Source organism: Paenibacillus allorhizoplanae, from assembly GCF_927798215.1.
GTDB lineage: Bacteria > Bacillota > Bacilli > Paenibacillales > NBRC-103111 > Paenibacillus_E > Paenibacillus_E allorhizoplanae.
The window spans coordinates 98,196-118,254 of the sequence record NZ_CAKMMW010000007.1 but is presented as its reverse complement, the minus strand read 5'-3'; the positions used below and the strand labels follow the sequence as shown (position 1 = coordinate 118,254).

Below are 20,059 nucleotides of genomic sequence, written 5' to 3'. Positions count from 1 at the left end.
TAAGATAACATTGTACTAATCTACTATACCACATTTTCAGCCCCTAGCAGGTAACTAACCTTCTATACGTTCGAGGTTAATGCTGTTTTCAATTTCGTCATCGCCCTCTTCTGAATACGAGATACACTCATCTGAGAGATGCCTAGCTGATCGGCAATATGGCGTTGGGACTGCCCTTCTTGGTAGATCATCCCAATGACGGTACGTTCCTCTTCCTTCAAGCAATCCATAGCTTCTGCAAGATCCATACGCCGTTCTATAGCTTGATAGTCATCGGAAGTACCTGCAATCATATCCCCAATCGTAGCCCCATCTCCCTCGCTTGTGAGCGGGGTATCTAGGGACGTGTAGTGATAATAATCACGACCCGCTAAGATCTCCATGGTTTCTTCAGGACTCAGTTCTAGATAAGCTGCAATTTCATCCACCTTCGGCGAGCGCTCCAGCTTAGCTGTCAATTCGTCCAACGCACGCTGAATCTGCGCTCCCTTTTCCTTAATGCGTCTGGGGACTTGTATGTACCAGGATTTGTCACGCAAATAATTTTTGAGATGCCCAATGAGGCTTTTCATGGCATAGCCTTCAAAAGGTACTTCCATCGCATGGTCATATTGCGTAAACAACCTGAGCATCGACATCTGACCGACTTGAAAGAGGTCCTCATAGAGGTCAGGGCGGCTTCGCGACATTTTGGCTACTGCCATTCGCACAATCGGTTCATAGTGCAGGAGCAATGCGGTAGCTGCCTCTTGACATCCGGTTTCCTTATAAATCTTCTTCTTTTCATAGATCTCATATAAAGGGTCGGAGGAAGAGACAGTTCCCTTCGCATTCATACAATCTCCTCTTTTCTATACACCTGCTTGGTCAGAATGACCTCAGTTCCTTGGCCTCCGCGCGCAAACACCTGCACATCGTCCATTAATGCTTGCATTAGAAAGAGACCGAGTCCACCAACCGCAGCTTCTTGAATCGATTTGTGGTGCAGCGTTACTTCTTCGGGGGCCGTTTGAATGTAATGAAAGCTATCGCCTTCATCCTTCACCGTTATTTTCATATAGCCCTCGCTAGGCTCAAATTGAATCTCTACGATACCTGACTGCCCCTCTGCATAGGCATGAAGAATGGCATTGTTGCACGCTTCCGCGACAGCGACTTTCATATCTTCAATATCCTCAAAGGAGAAGCCAGCTTTGGTTGCAACGCCGTATAAGGTGAGTCGAACAATATCCAAATATTCCGCTTGTGCAGGTATGGTCAGGCCAATGTATGGGCTCATATGATTTCTTCTTTCCTTTCAGTTACACGTTGATTTTCTCTTAAGCTACCATTGTTATGCAAATAACTGGAAACGCCTGTAATATCGAATAACCGCCTAACTTTAGCTGGGATATGATCGATCTGGAACGCTGCGTGCATAGCAGCCCTGACTTTAATCGCGGATACGATGAGCCCAATTCCCGTGCTGTCTATATATTTTAGTTCTTTCAAATCTAGGATAAGCGTTTCTTCCTCTTTCCTTACTACAGAATCCAGTACGTTAGCAAGGGAAGACGCCGCTGAGAGATCAAGCTCTCCACTGAGATATATCCTATTTTCTTTCCCATCTGACTGTTTATAAAACATAAATTTACGTATAGCGTTCACGTGATGACCCCTCTCTATTTCATCGAACCGGCTGGCGGTGATGACTTCTTCACTTTAATTTTATCCCAAATCTCGAGCGTCATAGTCGCTCCTTGCAGAATAGCCTTCAACTTCCCATTAAGCGGGGATGTTTTCGCAGACACTTCAGTTGGCTTGACGGAAGCGATCAGGCTTGAAGCTGATTGTTTAACGGAAGAAGATAGCTCATGAAGTACTTGACCAACATCCTGCACAGTTCCGAATAGATGATTAAGTGTGGAAAGTTTCATTCGCATATCGATCGCAACCTCATTCGTATTGAGAATGACATCCTTCACATCAGAACTGATCTCCGTCACTTCATTTTTCATCTGTCCCATTGTTGAGGTTATCTCATCAAGGGAATGCTTTAAGGATTTTAAGGTTTGGATCAAATAAAAAACCAGAAACACAAATGCAATTGCTACAACACATACACTTATTTGAAGCAGCATGGGAATCCCTCCTATTTTGCCGTGTTAATACGTAGTTACCCAAGTTAGAAAAAGTTGAAACACATCAGGCACAAAATAGTTCATCTAAACTTAACTGTTTCACTTAGCCCTCATAAGGGTACTTATTTGTTGTAGACACAACTAAATCAATTAAGTGGAGGAATGATCATGGTTAATTCAACTATAACGAAGGCTAGCCCGCTAACAGACATGCTCGATAAACAGGTCGCCAACTTCTCGGTACTCTATATGAAACTTCATAATTACCATTGGTATGTGAAAGGTGAGAATTTCTTCACCCTACATATCAAATTCGAAGAATTGTACACGGAAGCCACTCTCCATTTGGATATAATAGCTGAGAGAATGCTTTCCCTGCGTGCGATTCCGACTGCCACTCTGAAAGAGCATCTGCAAATGGCTTCAATTAAAGAAGCCAAGAAGACTGAAAATAATGCTAACCTCATGGTGGAACAGCTCGTTGATGATTTCACTTTGTTATGCTCCGAATTGACCGAAGGGATCGAGCTGGCTGAAGACCAAAAGGATCAGCCCACAGCGGATATGCTAATTACCATCCGTTCTTCCTTGGAGAAACACAGCTGGATGCTGGCAGCCTATCTCGGCAAATAGACATGTAAGAAAAACCACGGTTTGGCGGTTATTCCGTCATTCCGTGGTTTTTGCTGTGAACATATTTAACTAAAGTAACCTCAGTGCCACCCGTTGTATCGACCAGAACTTCATCCATCAACGCTTCCATCAGATAAATACCCAGACCACCGGCGGTAAGCTCACTCGGCATCGTTCCCGTGAAAGGACCCGATTGCCGACTTTCGCTAGACGCGTCGTAGCCAGTACCGTTATCCTTCACTTTCACTCGGAGGGCATCATCACTAAGTTCATAACTAATGTCGATGTGACCGCTGTTATCTCCAGGCTTCGCATGCAGAATAGCATTATTACAAGCTTCGGATACAGCCACCTTCATGTCTTCAATGTCTTCATACGAGAAGCCCAGTTTCGTTGCTACACCATACAAGCTAAGTCTTACGATCTCCAAATGCTCCGCTGCTGCTGGAATATGTAAGCGAATGACCTTCATAAGGTGCCTTCGATCCCTTCATTCAGAAATCCAGTAATCCCCGTCAGATCAAACAATTTCCGTATTCCTGGCTGAATATCACGAACGGCGAACGGTGCTTTGATTTCATCGCGAATTTTCAAAGTAGATACCACGATGCCAATCCCCGTGCTATCGATATACCGCAAATGCTTCACATTGAGAATTAATGCTTTATCTTCACGATGAACGACGGCCTCAAGTGCCTGGCGGAAGGCTTGTGCTGCTGCCAAATCAAGCTCCCCATGGATAATGAGCTGAATTGACTTCTCCGATTCTTCAAGATTAATTTGAAATCTTTCTGAGGACATAAGCCACACTCCCTAGTCATTATTGTTTAATCGTATCAAGACCACTACTAGTATTCAAGTTTCATTGAATTGCGCAAGCTAGGAGGCAGAGATCATGACTAAGCACATGTCATCCTGCGAAGGGCCGTTCTTCGTTGTCTTTGAGAGCTTTTCGATTAACCCTTCCGGATCGTGAGCGGTTATATCCTTGAAGCTACTCGTGATTTGAGCCAAACCATCATGCTCCTCATCTGCGATCCATTCCGTCAACCCATCGGTATATAAGGCAATCTGAGCTTGTTTCTCGTAGGTCGCGTACCCTTTGGTAATCTCAATCCCTTCAAAAAAACCAATTGCACAGCACCCTTCAGAGAGCAACTGCACGTCGCCATCGAGCACAGCAACGCCAGCTGGATGGCCTGCATTCACATATTCAATCGTGCGCTGCTCAGTATCAAGAACAAGATAAATCGCGGTAAAGTAATAATTGATAAGACTATCTGTGACATGAAGCTGATTCATTCGTCGATTAAGCTCCTGCATCACTAGCTCTGGATCGCCGATCCCCGTGATCGTATCCTTCAAAGCCGAGTAGATGTACATACACACTAAGGATGAAGAAATACCATGCCCCATCATGTCGAGCAAAATAATGCCATACCGATGCGGCCCAATTGGATACCACGCATAAAAGTCTCCCGCCAGTTCTGAAGAGGGCCGATACACAGCTGAAATCTCAATGTGCTCATTCTTCAGCGGATGACTAAGTACACTAAGCTGGACTTGTTTGGCCAAATCAAGCTCATACTTAATCCGCTTATCGCGCTCTTTATGCCAATCCTTCTCATATTTCAAGCGAAGTGTCGAACGAATCCGCGCCAGAAGCTCCACCTTGTTAATCGGTTTCATCACATAATCGAGCGCTCCTGCGTCCAATGCCTCCGCCAACTTATTGGAATCCCCCATCGCCGTTACGAAAATGATGGGAATATCCCTTAACCGCACATCAGCTTGTACCTTACGACATGCTTCTACCCCATCGATTTCCGGCATCATCATATCCATCAGGATCAGATCAACCGTTACGTCCGCAGGATCGGGTGCATCCATACCTAGCAAGTGATAGAGCTCTCTTGCCGAAGATAGCGTAATTAAATCCGTGTAGCCCGCTTTCTCCAAAATTTTTTCAATAATTAATAAATTCGTCTTATTATCATCCACAATGGCAATACTCATAGCGCTAACCCCTTTCGGGTAAATAGGAACTGAGTCCCATATGTATAATCTATCATATATCCTATAACCCTATCGCAGACAATTCAATCATGTAATAAAGAAACTTTTAAATTTAACCAATTTTCCCCATTACTTAAGGCATAAATAAACTCGGCAAGTTATTAGTTGTACCCTCCCCTGTTTCAATATGCCTCTATGCGGGTACATGTAAGTATGGACGTGTAACATACCCCAAACTGAAGGAGAGATGACGTATGAGTGAAGTAGTCGAGACGAACAAAGGCGGATTATGGTTAGGTCTAATGATTGGTGGTGCTGTCGGCGCGATTGCCTCATTGTTAGTTGCCCCTAAAGCGGGGTCCAAGCTACGCCAAGACCTAATGAGCACCTATCGCACTTGGCAGGATAAAACGAAAGAGCTTGCCTCCTCCGTAAGCGAAAGTTCCAAAGCCCTTGCGGAAACCGTAAGCGACAGCTCCAAAGCCCTTGCGGAAACCGTTAGCCAAAAAACAGAGGATCTTGTCGATACAGCCAAAGAAACAGCCAAAGAAAGTCAGCATCGTGTCACAGACTCGATCCAGGCAGCAAAAACAACCTTTCAAAATAATTAACACCAGTTGTAATGGGGGTCTCCCCCTACTTAAAGGAGTGCTTTCTGATGGACAAACATGCCTTGCATCAACAATTAACTGACCTCGGACTTGAACGTATGGAATACGTCGAGAAGTCCGTTTACCGCATTGATATCTACAACGATGCCACTTCAGCGGCTTATCCGTTGACGTTAACTACCATAACCTCCGAACTTGGGAACACAACCGTGCATTTCCATGAGGCCGATTTCAATGATAACCAATTCGTTCCTCTTCAAGTTCGCCGGGCCGCGCTGGATAAACTAATTGAACTCGAGCAGATCTGCAACGGATCGGCTGGTAAATCCATTGAGGAAGCCAATAATGGCTCGATGGCTCAGGATATGGATGAAATGAAGAAGCTCGGGAATGAAATGAAACATATGAAAACCAATAGCGAGCTCATAGAGAATGATATGGTTCCTGATCCGATGCCGTAGTGGATTGGAGAGATGGAGAGGACCACAATCGGAAGATAGAGAATAGTTCATGTATGCGTACATGGGCAAAGATGCAAAAGAGCACGCTTTTTCGACGAAACCACCTAAACATAGGCAAATACGTGCGAAAGTGCAACCTATATGACCGAAAAAGCTCCAAATTGATGCATGCTAGCAGAAATAGTTGCCTATTTGCGTGCATTTCTGATTAGGAGCTTCATTCGATAAGAAAGAATGTATGATTGCATTTCACATGCTTAACAACTGCATACACTCAGAAGAGGGTATCCCGCCACATATATGGCTTTGGGATACCCTCTTCCCTATGTTCTGGCCTTATGCCTTTGGGTGTACCATATCTGCTGGCTTCACGTAGCTGTCGAATTGTTCCGCCGTCAAGTAGCCGCTGCGCACCGCTGACTCCTTCAGCGTCAGCCCTTCCTTATGCGCTTGCTTCGCAATGCTGGCTGCCTTCTCATACCCGATATACGGGTTGAGCGCCGTGACCAGCATAAGCGATTGCTCGAGATTGCGCTGAATCACCGCGCGATTCGGTTCCATGCCCGCGAGGCAATGGTCATTGAACGAGCGCATGCTGTCGGCCAGCAGTCGCACAGACTGCAGGAAGTTGTGGATGATCACGGGCTTGAACACGTTCAGCTCGAAATTGCCTTGGCTAGCGGCGAAGCCGATGGCCGCATCGTTGCCCATCACCTGGCATACGACCATCGTCATCGCTTCGCTCTGCGTGGGGTTGACCTTGCCCGGCATGATCGAGCTGCCGGGCTCGTTCTCTGGAATCGTGATTTCACCGATTCCGCAGCGGGGGCCGCTCGATAGCCAGCGAACATCATTGGCTATCTTCATTAAGTTCGCCGCCAGCGCCTTCAGCGCGCCATGGGCGTAAACGATCTGATCATGGCTGGTCAGGGCATGATATTTGTTCTCCGCCGAGACGAAGCGAGTGCCCGTCTCGCGAGTCAGGGCTTCGGCGACGCGGGCACCGAATTCGGGATGCGCGTTCAGCCCCGTGCCGACGGCGGTCCCGCCGATCGCGAGCTCGCGCATCGTATCCACGGCGCTGCGTACCATGCGCGCCGTCATGTCCAGCATCGCCCACCAACCGCTGATCTCCTGACCCAGCGTCAGCGGGGTCGCGTCCTGCAGGTGGGTGCGGCCGATCTTGACGATGTCGGCGAAGGCCGACATCTTGGTGTGCAGCGTCCCCTGCAGCAGCTCCAGCGCAGGCAGCAGCTCTTGCTCTACCGCGATGACACCGGCAACGTGCATCGCGGTCGGGAACGTATCGTTCGAGCTCTGCGAACGATTCACATCATCATTGGGATGGATGCGCGAAGCGCCATCCCCGAGCAGTTCGCTGCCGCGGTGAGCGATCACCTCGTTGACGTTCATGTTCGACTGCGTCCCGCTGCCCGTCTGCCAGACGACAAGCGGGAACTCGTCGTCCCAGCGGCCTTGTACGATTTCATCCGCCGCTTGGGAGATTGCCTCCGCTTTATCCGCCGGCAATCCGCCGAGATCGCGGTTGACGTGGGCAGCTGCTTTTTTGAGCAGTGCGAAGGCGCTTATCAAGCGAGGCGGCATTCGCTCCGTGCCGATTTTGAAATTTTCGAAGCTGCGCTGCGTCTGTGCCCCCCACAACTTATCCACAGGTACTCTGATTTCTCCCATGGTATCACGTTCTATGCGATATTCTTGCGTCATAATTTCCCTCCTTGGTCCTGTCAGACTACTTCTATTCACTTAGTACCGTACCCACTACTACCCACACTTAGGTACATATAAACACGCCTCGCATAGTTTCCCCAAATGTTGGAACCTTATGAGTCGCTACTGGTTATCCCGCTAGCAGGAAAGCTATAATAAGGAATGTAAGGGGAGAGACATCTGCAATTATTGCCCTTCCCACTTTCGAATACTCAGTTGTGTTGTATTTGGTACAACATTACGCCTCATATTGTGCAATATTCCTACGAATGTTGTAGTTCATACAACATTTTGAGCCGAAATCGGCCTATTCGAAGGAAAACAGTTACGAATGTTGTACAAATTACATCATTCCTACGTTTACAGCGATAATTCCTACGTTAATGTTGCATGGAATGCAACATGCACGGAGCGAGAAGGATTGATCCGGGGTTACGGAGTTACGGAGAACGCCGGAGTTCGGGGAGGTTCGGCAATTACGGGCTACGGGTTACGGGTTACGGGCTACGGGCTACGGGCTACGGGTTACGGGTTACGGGTTACGGGTTACGGGTGTGTTATGGCGGTTCGGCGGTCACGAGTTATGGATCACGGGCTACAGCTTAGGGCTTACAGCTTCCTTTCAGACTACTCATTTAAACAAAGGAGATCACACATATGGAAACGAAATTAGCGATCATCGTTCGCTCCACGGAAATTGATGTGAACGGACATGTAAATAATGCGAAATATTTGGAGTACCTCGAATGGGGACGTGAAGAGTGGTATGAGACGTGTGAGCTATCTTACAAGACTTTCGGTGCCCTCGGAATTCAAACGGTGACTGTTAATATCAACATTAATTACCGGAAAGAGTGCAAACAAGGGGAGCACCTGACAGTGAGTTGTCGCCCCGAGAAGATTGGCAACACCAGTTATATACTGCAGCAGGAGATCCGCAATGAGCAAGGTGAACTGTGTGCCGATGCCCTCGTGACCAGCGTGACGATGGACAGCCTAACGCGCAAAAGCCGGGAGGCCCCGGCGGCATTAAGGAAGTATTTTGCTTAATCGGGCTGATTTAGCGAAGGACGCGTTAGCGGACAATTCCCCAATGGCGGCGCGTCCGGGATAAATGCAGTCAGCTTCCGCATGAAATAGCACGACTCTGGAAAATGATGTTCTAGAAATCGGAGTGTTGCTTTCGATAGCAATTGGTCGTTACGGTACTCAACGACGATTCGCTGCACGAAGTCATAGAAGGCTTTCACGGTTCCGAGTACTTCCTTAGCGAACTGCGCCTCGGCTGGAAAACCTGGCGGCGTAAAGCGCAGATAACCTTGCATCGCACGATTTTTTACCATATAGGACGAGAAAATCGAAACAAACTTATCCGTCTCCATGCCAAGGATACGCTCCACTGGATCCAGCAGCCCATTCAGCAATACGGCATGCCCCAGTTGATCCTCCAGCCATAAATCCAACAATTGAGTCAGCGTTAAGGGCACAGCGGGAACGCCTTGTGTCCAATACGTAAGTTTCCGCAAATACTCGCGGTTTTCATTAATCGTCCCATTAAAGTAAGAAGGCGTCAGATTCAGATTGACGCGATTCCACAGCCGTAAATGCTGCATGTGCCCTTCTAGCCTACAATAGGCGTCCGCTAGGGGATATACATATCTCGCGAAGGCCTGCATGTTCGGAGAATCCGCTTTATCTACCGGTGATAATCCTTTCGCCTGTCGGATAGCCTCTTGAAATAGCGGGATAAACCTCTGCGCTTCCTGCCACCACTTGGTCTCCACGGGAGATAAATAATCCCTCAGAAAATGCGCGTGGTCTTCCAACACTTCGAGCCAAAATAGATGCTCTTCCTTCACAGTTATTTGCTTCTCTTGCATCCTGCCAGCCCCTCCTCCGAACGCCTTTCTTTCATTCAAAATGTATGAAAGGAATTGGACCCATAGACCGCATTAGGATTGAGAAGGCGGTTAATTACTGCGGGTTCTTCGGTTTTTGACCCAGGAGACGATTGGATAGATGAAGAACAGACTCTCTACGAATAGGGCAAAAGTCGCCCAACTGCTATTGAAATATTCCGCCAGCTCTACGGGGTTCTTAGCTAAAATAAGTGAAAGCGAGACAACAATAGCCGCCAGCGAGAATGTAATTGGTTTGTAATTACTTAGCGACAAGGCTTGCGAGAATAGCAGCGTTCCTATCGTAAAAATAATACTTAGCTTAATGAAATAGCCCGTGAACCAGATCGAGACAATGAGCGCATCTGTGTTGCGTAGAAAGTCTCCTAAATGCAGGAATCCGGTAAGCTCAAGCGCAGGATACATTAAAGTAGCCCCAAGCTTAGGCCCGAAGAAAAACATCATCAACAGAAATTCTACAAGGAGGATGTAAGTGCCAGCCAAGGATCCTATCCAAATGATTTTGCGGTTTTTTTGCTTCGTATTTAGCTCCGGGACGATATACGAGAACATAATTAATTCACCATACCATGGGATAATCGCATACGTTTGAGCCCACAGTGCCTTCCAATCATGAATACGAGTAAACTCGTACCACATCGGTGTATCCATAGCCGTTAGAAAAAACAATGGTTTCAACACGAACAGCACGCCTATAAATAAAAAGCAGCCCTGTGCGAATCTGAACACAGTTGAAACACCGGATTGGGTCAAAGACGCAACGGCAACCATGACCAGCACAGCAACAGCGACGGGCGGGGTTTCCCGCAAATAAGTCGGTATGAAGAAGTCGGTAAATTCGCGCAAAATATAAGAGGCCAGATGCAGAAAAAAAAATGACATCAGAAACAGAATTCCTTTATGCAGATACTTGTTTATGAGGGTACCACCGTACTCACCGAGATAGTTCGAGGGCTGGCGCAGAGCAAACCGAAGGCTAAGGGTCGCAATCCCTGTGCCACAGATCGAGGCAAGTAATATGCATAATCCGCCGTCAAAGGAAGCCGCACCCGCAAGAGGACTGATGAGAAAGGCTATCGTGGTAGAAAATACGAACACAAAGGTCAAGGCACCCAACTGCAATCCTGTCACTGTTCCATGTTGCTTCACCCTTGCCGCCTCCCTGCATATGCCTATCCTTGAATAATGAAGTTTTGAATCGGCTCAAATAGCAATCGAATTGCCTGACTGGGATTTACCCACTCCGGCCAGAAGATACTGATGGTGCCAAAAACAAACGCGACACCGGTAACCGACAGAGCAAGTCTCCTTTCTTTCGGGCTTGCGGATTGACGTCGCAGCAACGACATTTGATAGAACAGGATACAAGCGATACCCATGGTTAAATATAACAAGGACTGTGATCTCCTTCCGAATTCAAAGTTTCGCTGAGCGGCTTACTCCCGTGCTTCGCAAGCCCACATGAACATGAATTTCCGGATCTGTATGTGTAAACATCATCTCGCGGGGACTTTCCCCCCATTCCTGCCACATCCCGGGGTATTTATATTTCACTAACTCGCTCCACTGAAATACATCGGCCTGATGAGATTGCGCTTTATCGGCAGCAGATTGAACCATTTGTTTAACACGATCATTCACTGCCGCCTCCACCAACTTAATATTTTCTGTGGAGCTTAAGTTCATATTGGATTCAATGGAAATGAGATCTGCTCTTGCCTGAATAGATACCTGAATCGCGACCCTGCTCCCGCTGCGATTCGCTCGCGTCCTATGCTTCACATCAATGAGCCTGGCACTGAAAACACCCTTTTTATCTGGGAGTTCCCCTGTAATGATCATTTCAGGAATCTGGTTCATCATGATTAAAATGCCCATCGCTTCATCATTCGTAAATCTACCTGTAACGGCGCCATTTTTCATGATGGCTGCGCCTCCAACCCCTGACCACTTCACATTCTTGGCTTCTGTCAGCAGTTTAAGGTCACGCAAAGTTAACTCCGGAATATAAGAGTCCCCTAAGTTATTCCATTGGGCATATAATAATTCTCGGATTCTGATTGGAGGCACTCGCTTGGTATGCGCTGATTCTCGCCAAATTTCAGTGGGGAAACGTTCAAACACAGATTCTAACTTCGCTAGATTCCTGGCGAGACCATTGAAATAAAACACATAGATCGGCAACCTGAAGTCCGTTGCACGAATCAAATGATCAAATAGAGGGGTCAACCCTGCACGTGCGAAACGATCACCAATCACGATGACTTGCATCTGTCCCCACGTAACCGATCTAGGTAACTCCGCCTGAATATGTTGGAGAGCCTCAGCGACATCCGAGCCTTTGCCCGAAATCGATACGAACGGTTTTTGATTAACACTATTCGAATTTAGTCCATTTGATATGCGATTTGGCAACATGAACAGCGTAGAAACTTCCGTCTGCCCATCTTCATTCAAATCAACAAGCATGGTCGATACGAAGGTGCGGTCGTTAAGCTCTTGTTTGGACCAGCATCCTGTTAATGCTGTTGGGACAGCCGTGATAAGCACTAGCATAACAACGACACGCTTTATATTTCGCAACATGGCAGCCCCTCCCTGATTGATCAAGGTCGTTTCTTGCTCATCCAACTCGTCCAAGGAAATCGGCCGGCGGCATCCCTCATTTGTTCAGACTTAAAAGGAATGAATGGAGATAGATAGGGAGTGCCATAAGACTCCAGGGATAACAAATGAATATAAATAAAAAAGACCCCAATCAATAATCCGAGAAGACCAAATATCGCCGAGATAAACAATAGCGCGAATCTCAGGATTCGAATCGTTAAGGTAAGTGAGAAATGCGGTACAACAAAGGAAGAAATCCCAGTGAGTGCAACAATAATGACCATTGGCGCACTCACGATGCCAGCCTGAACAGCTGCTTCCCCTATGACAATGGCTCCGACGATGGAGATCGTCTGGCCCATCGTTGTAGGGATACGCTGTCCCGCTTCTCTCATAACTTCAAACGTTATCTCCATAATTAATGCCTCCAAGATCGCTGGGAACGGTACAATATCCCTGCTTGCGGCCAAAGAGATCAGCATATTATAGGGAAGCATCTCTGGATGAAAGGTCGTAATGGCCACATAAGCAGATGGCAAAACTAGACTGACAACAAAAAAAATGTATCGCAGCAGACGGATCCAGCTACTGAAGAAATAGCGCTGATAATAATCCTCTGCCGACTGCATAAACGACAATAAGGTCGCGGGGGCGACCAAATTACTTGGCGTTCCGTCTGTCAGCAACGCCAAACGTCCTTCAAATAACGAAGAAACCACCACATCAGGTCTCTCTGTATTCAGCATTTTCGGAAATGGAGATATAAGACGATCGTCTAGTAACTCTTCCAGAAAGCTGCTGCCTGGAACATGGTCCGTTCGAATCTCCTGAAGTTTCGTTTTAAATTGCTGCACCATATCAGGGGCACAGCGACCATTCATATAGACCAGAAGAACAATGGTTCGTGATTCACTCCCGATAATAAATTGTTCAACGACAAGATTTTCGCTTTTGATACGCTGACGGATGAGTGACAAGTTCGTCCATACATCTTCTACGAAGGATTCCTTCGGACCTCGAATGGTCTTCTCATTCTCAGAAACACTAACTTCTCGCTTTGCTTTTTGAGGAAATGGGAACAGGACGCCCGCCGTCTCACCAGAAATACATAGTAAGACATACCCGTCAAACAAGCCTTTTAGCGCTTCTTCTGGCGTATGTGTAACGTTATACGTAGTCGGAAAAAACGTGTAGCTCTGAAATATACTTTGGAGACGCTCGTCATTACGTCCGGGGTATGGCTGCAGCAACTTACGCAGTACATGCGTTTGCAGCATCTCCAAATCAATCGCATCCATCATATAGTAAATTGTGCAGATGAAATCATCCTGCTCAATCCTTTGCGAGACCATATCTAAACGATCTAGCAGCCTCTCGCGGATCCATTGCGTCAAATCCATATACGGAGCTTCCTTTTTGGTAGTAGTTTCCTCCGACTCGGATGTAATTATGCATCCTATGTCAATTCAATTGGAAATTACTACATGTAGCAGTTTCACATATTGTCTGTGGATAACTTCTTACCGATCGGTGTCGGAAGTCCGTCCATGCTCGTCATATTTTTCTTCTGCCAATAGGCGTTCAACCCTTCGTCCCCTTGCTTCGCCGCCCAATTTTGCAACGTATTCCGCTCACCTTCATAGGTGTAAAAAGGAACGCTGAATCCGCAGGATGACTTCACCTCGTGAATGTCAACGACCATGATTTGCCGCACTCCTGGCAGCAATTCGAACTTCGGCGCCAACCGATCCCACTCGTCAGATCCAGACAGTATCACACGACCTTTGCCATACAGCCTGATAATCTGTGGCGGTCCCTCGATAGCCATGAACATGATGGTGATGCGGCCATTTTCCGCTAGATGTGCGCTGGTTTCATTCCCACTCCCTGTTAAATCCAGATAGGCCACTTGATTGGCAGATAGAATCCGCAACACATCGTGCCCCTTCGGCGAAATATTGACATGCCCATCCGCTGATAATGGTGCTGAGCCCACGAAGAAGATATGTTGCTTGGCGATAAATGCCTCATGCTCCGGTAACAGTGCCTCGAATGATTTTCCCATACCGCACTCTCCTCTTTCCATTTTCTTCTATTATGCGCGCGACTCCCTTATTTGTGAAATATGTATTTGATGAACTATTTATAGGATTCACCTATAATTGACGAGCTTTTAAGTTATTTTTCTATACCATGCATAGCTTTCAACGACCCGAGGGATACTAAGTTAGTTGAATTTTAGAGGAGGTGATTGTACCATGTCAACGAATGGAAGTAACGACGACGTAGTGAGCCATGCGATTAATGCTGCTGAGGCGAATGCCGAAGACAGCCAATCGAAACAGCAGGTAGAGGAATTGTCATCGATCCTGCAAAGTGCTACAACCGATGCTAGCGAGAACGAGGAAACCTCCTCATAGGAATAATCCCCTTCCGTTGCACTGCCTATTGGGCTAGTGTAATGCATATGCTGCATCCTAGCCTACATAAAAAAGGAGCTTTCCCCTCGTTGTGAAAACGATGAAGGGGAGAGCTCCTTTTTCTATACAATGTGAAATCGTTTCGAACCGTTAACCAATCGCCCAGTTTTTGAATATGGTGTAGCAAAAACGTAGGGATGATGAAACATGAGAGACACGAGAGACATGGACCAGGACTTGGAATTGGAACACCAACCCGTTAGTATACAAACCTATAAAGTGCTAAAGAGCAAATTAAATTTGTTGTACCCCGCTGTTATTCATATGAATGCCCCTTTGGTCCAGCATCAAATCAATACAACGATTGTCGATGCCGTCAACAAGCAGCTGCATGATCAGGGATTCCCACAGAACCCGGAAACCGATGTAACCGCATATTATGAAATCAAAACGAATGAACGTCGCGTGCTGAGTTTGTCGTTGCTGAACTATGCTTTCTCCGGCGGCGCCCATGGACTCACGATCCAGAATTCGTTAACTTTCAGCACGGAAACTGGCAAAAGCTACACACTCAAGGAATTGTTCAAACCCGGTAGTGATTACATGGCTAAGCTGAGTGCTATCATTGCAGCTGAGCTCAAACTGCGTGATATTCCTTTGTTGGTTGACTTTAAAAGCATTCGCCCAGATCAGGATTTCTATATCGCTGATAAATCACTCGTTGTTTATTTTCAAGTCTATGAGCTAGCCGCTTATGTGTATGGATTCCTCTACTTCCCGATTTCCGTCTATGCCCTGCAGGATATAATTGCAGAGGATGGCCCTCTCGGAAAAATGATGTACTAAAACAGGCTAAACGCAGACGATAATCTGTCGGCTGAAATTACCTTTGTTCACCGTGCAGCGCGAGTCGATGTGAAAATCAGCTTTGATCAAAAGCGGGTCCATCTGCTCGGTTGTTATAATGACCGCGCGCCGCGCTAATCGGCGGGCGGTTTGCAGCATGTCCAGCTTCTCATCCTCCGGCAGAACCGAGCAAAGATTGTACGGCATGTCCAGAATCAGCGCATCGTAGATGGGCTCTGGACTGCCATGCAGGGCTGTAGGATGCGGAACGAGCGTCCGCATGTCGGCGATCTGGACCACATCCGGCATGCCGAAGTGGTCCAGATTCACCCGCGCGCCGCGTACGGCCAGCGGGTTTATGTCGTAGCCCACGATGTCGATCCCCATCGACATCGCCTCCACCAGCACCGTGCCCATGCCGCAGCACGGGTCAATGACCCGCGTGCCCGCCACCTCGGGCACTGCGATGTTCACCACCGCCCGCGCGAGGCGCGTCCCCAGGGCGGTGGAGTAGTTCTGTGGCTTCTGCTGATGCTGAAGCCACACGGCTTCGCCGTAGCTGCCCTCGCCGAACAACCACCGGCCTCCCAGCTCCGTCACGGCGAAATATTGCTCTGGCCTGCGCATCTCGGCCTTGCCGCGCAGCCCCAGCCCCAGTTCGCGCTCGACATTTCGCTGGCGGTCATAGCTGACCGCCGTGTCCGTCTCCGCGAACACGACCTTGAACGTTGCCCCGCCCACGGTCAACGTCTGAAGTGCAGAGGCCAGCTCCGGCAAGCTGTCGGCCTCAAAGGCAACATCCATCCGCAGCTTCAGAAACGGGCTGCGGCTCGGCTCCACCCTGCGCGCGCTGATGGCGTAGCGCGCCTCAATCACAGCCTCTGCGCCTAGCAAGGTGCGCATCTCCAGCTGACATAACGCCTGTTCATCTTCATGACAGGCAAATACATAGACATATTTCCCGCTTTGTTCTAGACTCTTATGTTTCATATTTTTATGTTCCATAGTCTTATGTTCCTTACTCTTATCTTCCTGACTCTTATGTTCTATACTCATCTGCTCCATACCCTCACTCTTTCCTGAACACTTAAGCAAATTCCTGAATAACCTGCTTCACGAACGTATCCATCGTTTTACACAAAAACATATCTTTCCGATACACAATGCCCACTTCCTTCTGTGGTATGGGATCGATAATAGGGATTGCGCACAGCTTCTGCTCACGCATCTGATCGCCCATCCCCTCCACATAGGATTGAGGTAATATCGCTCCACACACATGGTTCTTCGCCATTTGCAGCAAAGATTCGAGCGTGGAGAGCTCCACAATTGGCTTCCAAGCAAGTCCGATCTGCGCACAGCAATCATCCATCATTTGCCGAACGTAGAACTTCTGCTGCAGCATCGCAATTGGAATCTCGGTCAACTCCGCCAACCTGATCTCCCTCACCTGCTCTTGGGCAAATGCATGCTGAGCCGACACCACAAGTTGAAGCTTCTCTTGGTATAACGGCATACATCGAAGCTGTTCGTCCTCCTCAGGCAAAAAGACAACACCCACATCCAACTCATTGCTCAGCAGCTTTTCTTTGGTCTCTTCCGTTGCCAACTCCATCACCGATAGCTCGATTTTGGGATAATTGGCATGAAACGTCATGATCGTCGCCGTCAGCAAATGATTCCCTGAACAGCCGATTCGCAATCGTCCGCGCTGCATGCCTTGGAGCTCATTCATTGCCATCTGCGCTTGCTCCAGCTCATGGAAGATATTCCGGCTATGCTTGCGTAAAATCTCGCCCGCCTCGGTCACATAAATCTTTTTGCCGATTCGCTGAAAAAGTGGAGAACCCACTCGATCCTCCAGCAATCGGATCTGTTGACTCAGTGTAGGCTGGCTAATACCCAGCTTCTCTGCTGCTTTGGTGAAGTGCAATTCCTCGCACACCGCCAAAAAATATACCAACAATCGATAATCCACCTGACGCCCCCCGATCATAGCTATTAACTATGATAGTAATTGATAAATCGCAATTGATCAATGATTGCGAATTTTCTATAGTTAAGGGTAAAAGATTGTGAGAACCCTCAATGGGAAAGGTGGCACAACGTATGTACGGAAGCATTCGCATCGAACAAAATGTAAAGGGCAAGCCCCTGCCGAATCTAGAGGAAAATTTGGGGTTTGGAAAACTTTTTACAAATCATATGTTTATCATGGATTACAAAGAAGGCCAAGGCTGGCATGATCCGCGCATCGTTCCCTACGGTCCGATCTCCCATGATCCCGCGGCGATGGTTTTCCACTATGGGCAAGCGGTTTTCGAAGGTATGAAGGCATTTCGCACCGAGAATGATGACGTTGTTTTATTTCGACCAGATCAAAATGCTAAACGTTTGAACCGCTCTAGTGAACGTCTCAGTATTCCACAAATAGATGAGGAATTCGTTGTTCGTGCCATTCAGGAGCTAGTTCGTGTTGATGCTGCTTGGGTGCCGAAGAAGAACGGCTCCTCCTTGTACATCCGCCCTTTCGTTATTGCAACGGAAGCGATTCTAGGTGTCCGCCCGTCTATGCAGTATTCCTTTATCATCATTATGTCGCCTGTTGATGCTTACTATGACGAGGGGCTGCAGCCAATTAACATCCTTGTGGAAAGCTATTATGCTCGATCCGTGCAAGGCGGGACAGGCAATGCCAAAGTAGCCGGCAATTACGCAGCTAGCTTGAAGGCACAAATGCTGGCCAAAGAGCATAACTGCGCTCAAGTGTTATGGCTCGACGCTATTGAGAAGAAATATTTAGAAGAAGTCGGCAGTATGAATGTCTTTTTCAAAATTAACGGTGAAGTCGTCACGCCTAGCCTAAGCGGCAGCATTCTCGAAGGAATCACGCGTGGAAGCATCATCCACCTGCTGAAGGAGTGGGGCATCCCCGTCTCTGAGCGAAAAATTTCAATCGATGACATCGTTAAGGCTCATGCAGATGGAACGTTGGAAGAAGCATTCGGCACCGGTACTGCTGCGGTTGTATCGCCAATTGGCAGCCTGCTATGGAACGGTACACCGATGGTCGTCAACCATGGAGAGATCGGCGAGCTTGTCGAGCGACTATATACAACGATCACCGGTATTCAAAGTGGGAAGCTGCCGGACACGTTCGGTTGGTTGTTAAAGGTTTAAAATCTATGTTGTCGCGAAATAACTGCGCACCAAATAACCGACGAGGTTTCTATTCGTCGGTTATTTGGTCATTGATTCTATTTAGGTAGCAAGATGTTTGAATAGAGGCAGGGTTGGGGGCTAGGCAAGTTAGTTGGCCTTCACCAGACTACCTCAAAAACTTCAACTACTTCAACTGTCTCCACCGCCGCGCTCCCCACTGGATAAATACAGTAGAATCTCATTTTCAACCGCTAAATATCAACTTTGATTGGATAAATCCACTCATATAGTTGAATTATGGCCCCAATAGCCCGATTTCGGGAATATCTGCTGTATAAATCCAATGAAACAGCCATTTCATCTCTCTAATTTAGAATTTCAGTGGATAAATCCAATGGGGGTTAGGTGTAGTTAATTCCGCTCGTTTTCAGCGAAACTGGCGGATATCTACGTATTTTCCATCAAGTCGTGATTTTTACCCGTAAACCGTGAAATTAGCTGTAGATTTTCCAGTTAAACGAGGAACTCAGCGGGCTCAGTTCCTTTAACCCACATATGGCACGGCTCCCGCCGGCTCTTCGTTCCTTTTTTTTGCTTCAAATAGCACTTTCACGTTCCCTTATCGGATACCTGCATCCCTCTACCAACTACTTCTCCACATGCACGTCATCGTCCTTCGCTTTCCCCTGCTCCTCCACTACGTGACCATCAATATCGATAATATCTTTGCTGCTCACAGCATCGTCTCCAAGGAAATCCCTCAGCTTGCTCTTCGCTTTCCGCCTAACCTCGTCATCGATGCTCTTCGACACAGCTGCCAAGGCCAAGCCTAGCGCACTTAGATCATCCACATATCCCACAATCGGCAGTAAATCAGGCATGAGATCTAACGGCAAGATGAGATACCCCAATGCACCATAAATTTGAACCTTTGCGCGCAGCGGTGTTTTCGGGCTATCCAATGCGTAAAAAAGCAGCAATCCGCTATAAATTACTTTACTGCCGGCTTTCTTAGCACCTTTTTTCAACTTGGACCAGAAGCCATCAATAGTGAAATACTTTTCATATTTGGACGCATTCATGTAGCGATCACTCCATTCATCAGCAATTACACTGTATATACCCCTATTTTACACTATCTCACGCATGAAGCTTAATTCTTATTGTTATGGCACTAATTGATTATAGATAATCGCATCTGGCAACAATGGTGAGAAATCCTCTACCCACGGCCATGCAAATATGCAGCCCGCGTTAGAGGAACTATTATCGCCAGTAGAAAAATGATTGCGGGAAACAAAACCTCATACTTTCTACGATGGCAAAAAAATTGGAGGCGTATGGTTGTGGCAGAAATTAAAGTTCTGGATAATGGTCCCCTACTTGTAACTGGCGTTACGTTAATGGATGGTGAAGGAGATCCCATGGAAACGAAAGAACAGATTTACCTGTGTCGTTGCGGACTTTCTTCTAACAAACCTTATTGTAACGGTGCTCATAAGGGACATTTTGAAAGCCAAGTTCGCGACTAACCTG

The 20,059-nt window shown here is 47.3% G+C and carries 25 protein-coding genes; 8 read left to right on the top strand and 17 right to left on the bottom strand.

Going from position 1 to position 20,059, the window contains the following annotated elements; genetic code table 11:
- Nucleotides 1–62 precede the first annotated feature (62 nt).
- From L6I86_RS14170 to L6I86_RS14155, 4 genes are read right to left on the bottom strand one after another with little or no spacing between them, the layout of a single operon-like run.
- Entirely contained in the window at nucleotides 63–836 is a 774-nt protein-coding gene (locus L6I86_RS14170; protein WP_236288022.1) for a sigma-70 family RNA polymerase sigma factor, read from the bottom strand.
- A complete protein-coding gene (gene rsbW / locus L6I86_RS14165; RefSeq protein WP_236288020.1) occupies nucleotides 833–1,279 on the bottom strand; it encodes an anti-sigma B factor RsbW in 447 nt (148 codons plus the stop codon). Before rsbW (L6I86_RS14165) ends, L6I86_RS14170 begins: the two co-directional genes overlap by 4 nt.
- The gene (locus L6I86_RS14160; RefSeq protein WP_235550392.1) at nucleotides 1,276–1,647 is read right to left on the bottom strand and encodes an STAS domain-containing protein; all 372 of its coding nucleotides are present in this window, start codon (nucleotides 1,645–1,647) and stop codon (nucleotides 1,276–1,278) included. The genes rsbW (L6I86_RS14165) and L6I86_RS14160 overlap by 4 nt, the downstream gene beginning before the upstream one ends.
- Before the next feature lie 14 nt (nucleotides 1,648–1,661).
- The gene (locus tag L6I86_RS14155) at nucleotides 1,662–2,120 is read right to left on the bottom strand and encodes a DUF948 domain-containing protein (RefSeq protein WP_236288018.1); all 459 of its coding nucleotides are present in this window, start codon (nucleotides 2,118–2,120) and stop codon (nucleotides 1,662–1,664) included.
- A 168-nt stretch (nucleotides 2,121–2,288) separates the two neighbouring features.
- Between L6I86_RS14155 and L6I86_RS14150 the strand changes: the two genes are divergently transcribed.
- Nucleotides 2,289–2,753 (top strand): Dps family protein, encoded by a 465-nt coding sequence (locus L6I86_RS14150; protein ID WP_235550393.1) that lies wholly within the window; start codon nucleotides 2,289–2,291, stop codon nucleotides 2,751–2,753.
- 28 nt (nucleotides 2,754–2,781) lie between these two features.
- Here the strand turns inward: L6I86_RS14150 and rsbW (L6I86_RS14145) are convergent, their stop codons facing one another.
- The 3 genes from rsbW (L6I86_RS14145) to L6I86_RS14135 all read right to left on the bottom strand — a co-directional run bounded on the left by rsbW (L6I86_RS14145) (nucleotide 2,782) and on the right by L6I86_RS14135 (nucleotide 4,769).
- The gene (gene rsbW, locus L6I86_RS14145) at nucleotides 2,782–3,225 is read right to left on the bottom strand and encodes an anti-sigma B factor RsbW (RefSeq protein ID WP_236288015.1); all 444 of its coding nucleotides are present in this window, start codon (nucleotides 3,223–3,225) and stop codon (nucleotides 2,782–2,784) included.
- Nucleotides 3,222–3,554 carry an STAS domain-containing protein gene (locus L6I86_RS14140; RefSeq protein WP_236288013.1) on the bottom strand — a complete coding sequence of 111 codons (333 nt, stop codon included), beginning with the start codon at nucleotides 3,552–3,554 and terminating at the stop codon, nucleotides 3,222–3,224. The genes rsbW (L6I86_RS14145) and L6I86_RS14140 overlap by 4 nt, the downstream gene beginning before the upstream one ends.
- 78 nt (nucleotides 3,555–3,632) lie before the next feature.
- On the bottom strand, nucleotides 3,633–4,769 hold the full coding sequence (locus L6I86_RS14135; protein WP_236288011.1) for a SpoIIE family protein phosphatase: 1,137 nt from the start codon (nucleotides 4,767–4,769) through the stop codon (nucleotides 3,633–3,635).
- A 254-nt stretch (nucleotides 4,770–5,023) separates the two neighbouring features.
- Here L6I86_RS14135 and L6I86_RS14130 point away from each other — a divergent pair, with 254 nt between their 5' ends.
- Both L6I86_RS14130 and L6I86_RS14125 read left to right on the top strand, forming a co-directional pair.
- Nucleotides 5,024–5,380, top strand: coding sequence for a YtxH domain-containing protein (locus L6I86_RS14130; RefSeq protein WP_236288009.1), 357 nt, complete (start codon nucleotides 5,024–5,026; stop codon nucleotides 5,378–5,380).
- Between the two features lie 47 nt (nucleotides 5,381–5,427).
- Nucleotides 5,428–5,841, top strand: a complete 414-nt coding sequence (locus L6I86_RS14125) for a hypothetical protein (RefSeq protein WP_236288007.1) — start codon at nucleotides 5,428–5,430, stop codon at nucleotides 5,839–5,841.
- A 336-nt stretch (nucleotides 5,842–6,177) separates the two neighbouring features.
- Here the strand turns inward: L6I86_RS14125 and fumC are convergent, their stop codons facing one another.
- Nucleotides 6,178–7,566, bottom strand: a complete 1,389-nt coding sequence (gene fumC / locus L6I86_RS14120; RefSeq protein WP_236288005.1) for a class II fumarate hydratase — start codon at nucleotides 7,564–7,566, stop codon at nucleotides 6,178–6,180.
- Between the two features lie 660 nt (nucleotides 7,567–8,226).
- Between fumC and L6I86_RS14115 the strand changes: the two genes are divergently transcribed.
- A complete protein-coding gene (locus tag L6I86_RS14115; protein ID WP_236288003.1) occupies nucleotides 8,227–8,619 on the top strand; it encodes an acyl-CoA thioesterase in 393 nt (130 codons plus the stop codon).
- Here L6I86_RS14115 and L6I86_RS14110 read toward each other — a convergent pair.
- The 6 genes from L6I86_RS14110 to L6I86_RS14085 all read right to left on the bottom strand — a co-directional run bounded on the left by L6I86_RS14110 (nucleotide 8,616) and on the right by L6I86_RS14085 (nucleotide 14,160).
- Nucleotides 8,616–9,449, bottom strand: a complete 834-nt coding sequence (locus L6I86_RS14110) for a DUF2935 domain-containing protein (RefSeq protein WP_236288001.1) — start codon at nucleotides 9,447–9,449, stop codon at nucleotides 8,616–8,618. The two genes, L6I86_RS14115 and L6I86_RS14110, sit on opposite strands and share 4 nt — an antisense overlap.
- A gap of 90 nt (nucleotides 9,450–9,539) precedes the next feature.
- Entirely contained in the window at nucleotides 9,540–10,637 is a 1,098-nt protein-coding gene (locus L6I86_RS14105; RefSeq protein WP_236287999.1) for a GerAB/ArcD/ProY family transporter, read from the bottom strand.
- Nucleotides 10,638–10,660: 23 nt separating this feature from the next.
- Nucleotides 10,661–10,882, bottom strand: coding sequence for a hypothetical protein (locus L6I86_RS14100; protein ID WP_236287997.1), 222 nt, complete (start codon nucleotides 10,880–10,882; stop codon nucleotides 10,661–10,663).
- 22 nt (nucleotides 10,883–10,904) lie between these two features.
- Nucleotides 10,905–12,074, bottom strand: coding sequence for a Ger(x)C family spore germination protein (locus L6I86_RS14095; RefSeq protein WP_236287995.1), 1,170 nt, complete (start codon nucleotides 12,072–12,074; stop codon nucleotides 10,905–10,907).
- 20 nt (nucleotides 12,075–12,094) lie between these two features.
- Entirely contained in the window at nucleotides 12,095–13,495 is a 1,401-nt protein-coding gene (locus L6I86_RS14090) for a spore germination protein (RefSeq protein ID WP_236287993.1), read from the bottom strand.
- Nucleotides 13,496–13,590: 95 nt separating this feature from the next.
- The gene (locus L6I86_RS14085; RefSeq protein ID WP_236287991.1) at nucleotides 13,591–14,160 is read right to left on the bottom strand and encodes a pyridoxamine 5'-phosphate oxidase family protein; all 570 of its coding nucleotides are present in this window, start codon (nucleotides 14,158–14,160) and stop codon (nucleotides 13,591–13,593) included.
- A 193-nt stretch (nucleotides 14,161–14,353) separates the two neighbouring features.
- On the opposite strand from L6I86_RS14085, the gene L6I86_RS14080 reads away from it, so the two are divergent.
- Nucleotides 14,354–14,515: a hypothetical protein gene (locus L6I86_RS14080; protein WP_236287989.1), complete on the top strand. Its 162-nt coding sequence runs from the start codon at nucleotides 14,354–14,356 to the stop codon at nucleotides 14,513–14,515.
- A gap of 207 nt (nucleotides 14,516–14,722) precedes the next feature.
- A complete protein-coding gene (locus L6I86_RS14075) occupies nucleotides 14,723–15,361 on the top strand; it encodes a DUF3298 and DUF4163 domain-containing protein (RefSeq protein ID WP_236287987.1) in 639 nt (212 codons plus the stop codon).
- A 6-nt stretch (nucleotides 15,362–15,367) separates the two neighbouring features.
- On the opposite strand, the gene L6I86_RS14070 is transcribed toward L6I86_RS14075, so the two are convergent.
- A complete protein-coding gene (locus L6I86_RS14070) occupies nucleotides 15,368–16,426 on the bottom strand; it encodes a TRM11 family SAM-dependent methyltransferase (RefSeq protein ID WP_236287985.1) in 1,059 nt (352 codons plus the stop codon).
- Nucleotides 16,427–16,448: 22 nt separating this feature from the next.
- The gene (locus L6I86_RS14065) at nucleotides 16,449–17,327 is read right to left on the bottom strand and encodes a LysR family transcriptional regulator (protein WP_236287983.1); all 879 of its coding nucleotides are present in this window, start codon (nucleotides 17,325–17,327) and stop codon (nucleotides 16,449–16,451) included.
- A gap of 143 nt (nucleotides 17,328–17,470) precedes the next feature.
- Here L6I86_RS14065 and L6I86_RS14060 point away from each other — a divergent pair, with 143 nt between their 5' ends.
- Entirely contained in the window at nucleotides 17,471–18,541 is a 1,071-nt protein-coding gene (locus tag L6I86_RS14060; protein WP_236287981.1) for a branched-chain amino acid aminotransferase, read from the top strand.
- Between the two features lie 629 nt (nucleotides 18,542–19,170).
- Here L6I86_RS14060 and L6I86_RS14055 read toward each other — a convergent pair.
- The gene (locus L6I86_RS14055) at nucleotides 19,171–19,605 is read right to left on the bottom strand and encodes a DUF1232 domain-containing protein (RefSeq protein ID WP_236287979.1); all 435 of its coding nucleotides are present in this window, start codon (nucleotides 19,603–19,605) and stop codon (nucleotides 19,171–19,173) included.
- Nucleotides 19,606–19,863: 258 nt separating this feature from the next.
- Between L6I86_RS14055 and L6I86_RS14050 the strand changes: the two genes are divergently transcribed.
- Nucleotides 19,864–20,055, top strand: coding sequence for a CDGSH iron-sulfur domain-containing protein (locus L6I86_RS14050; protein WP_056610876.1), 192 nt, complete (start codon nucleotides 19,864–19,866; stop codon nucleotides 20,053–20,055).
- Nucleotides 20,056–20,059: the final 4 nt, after the last annotated feature.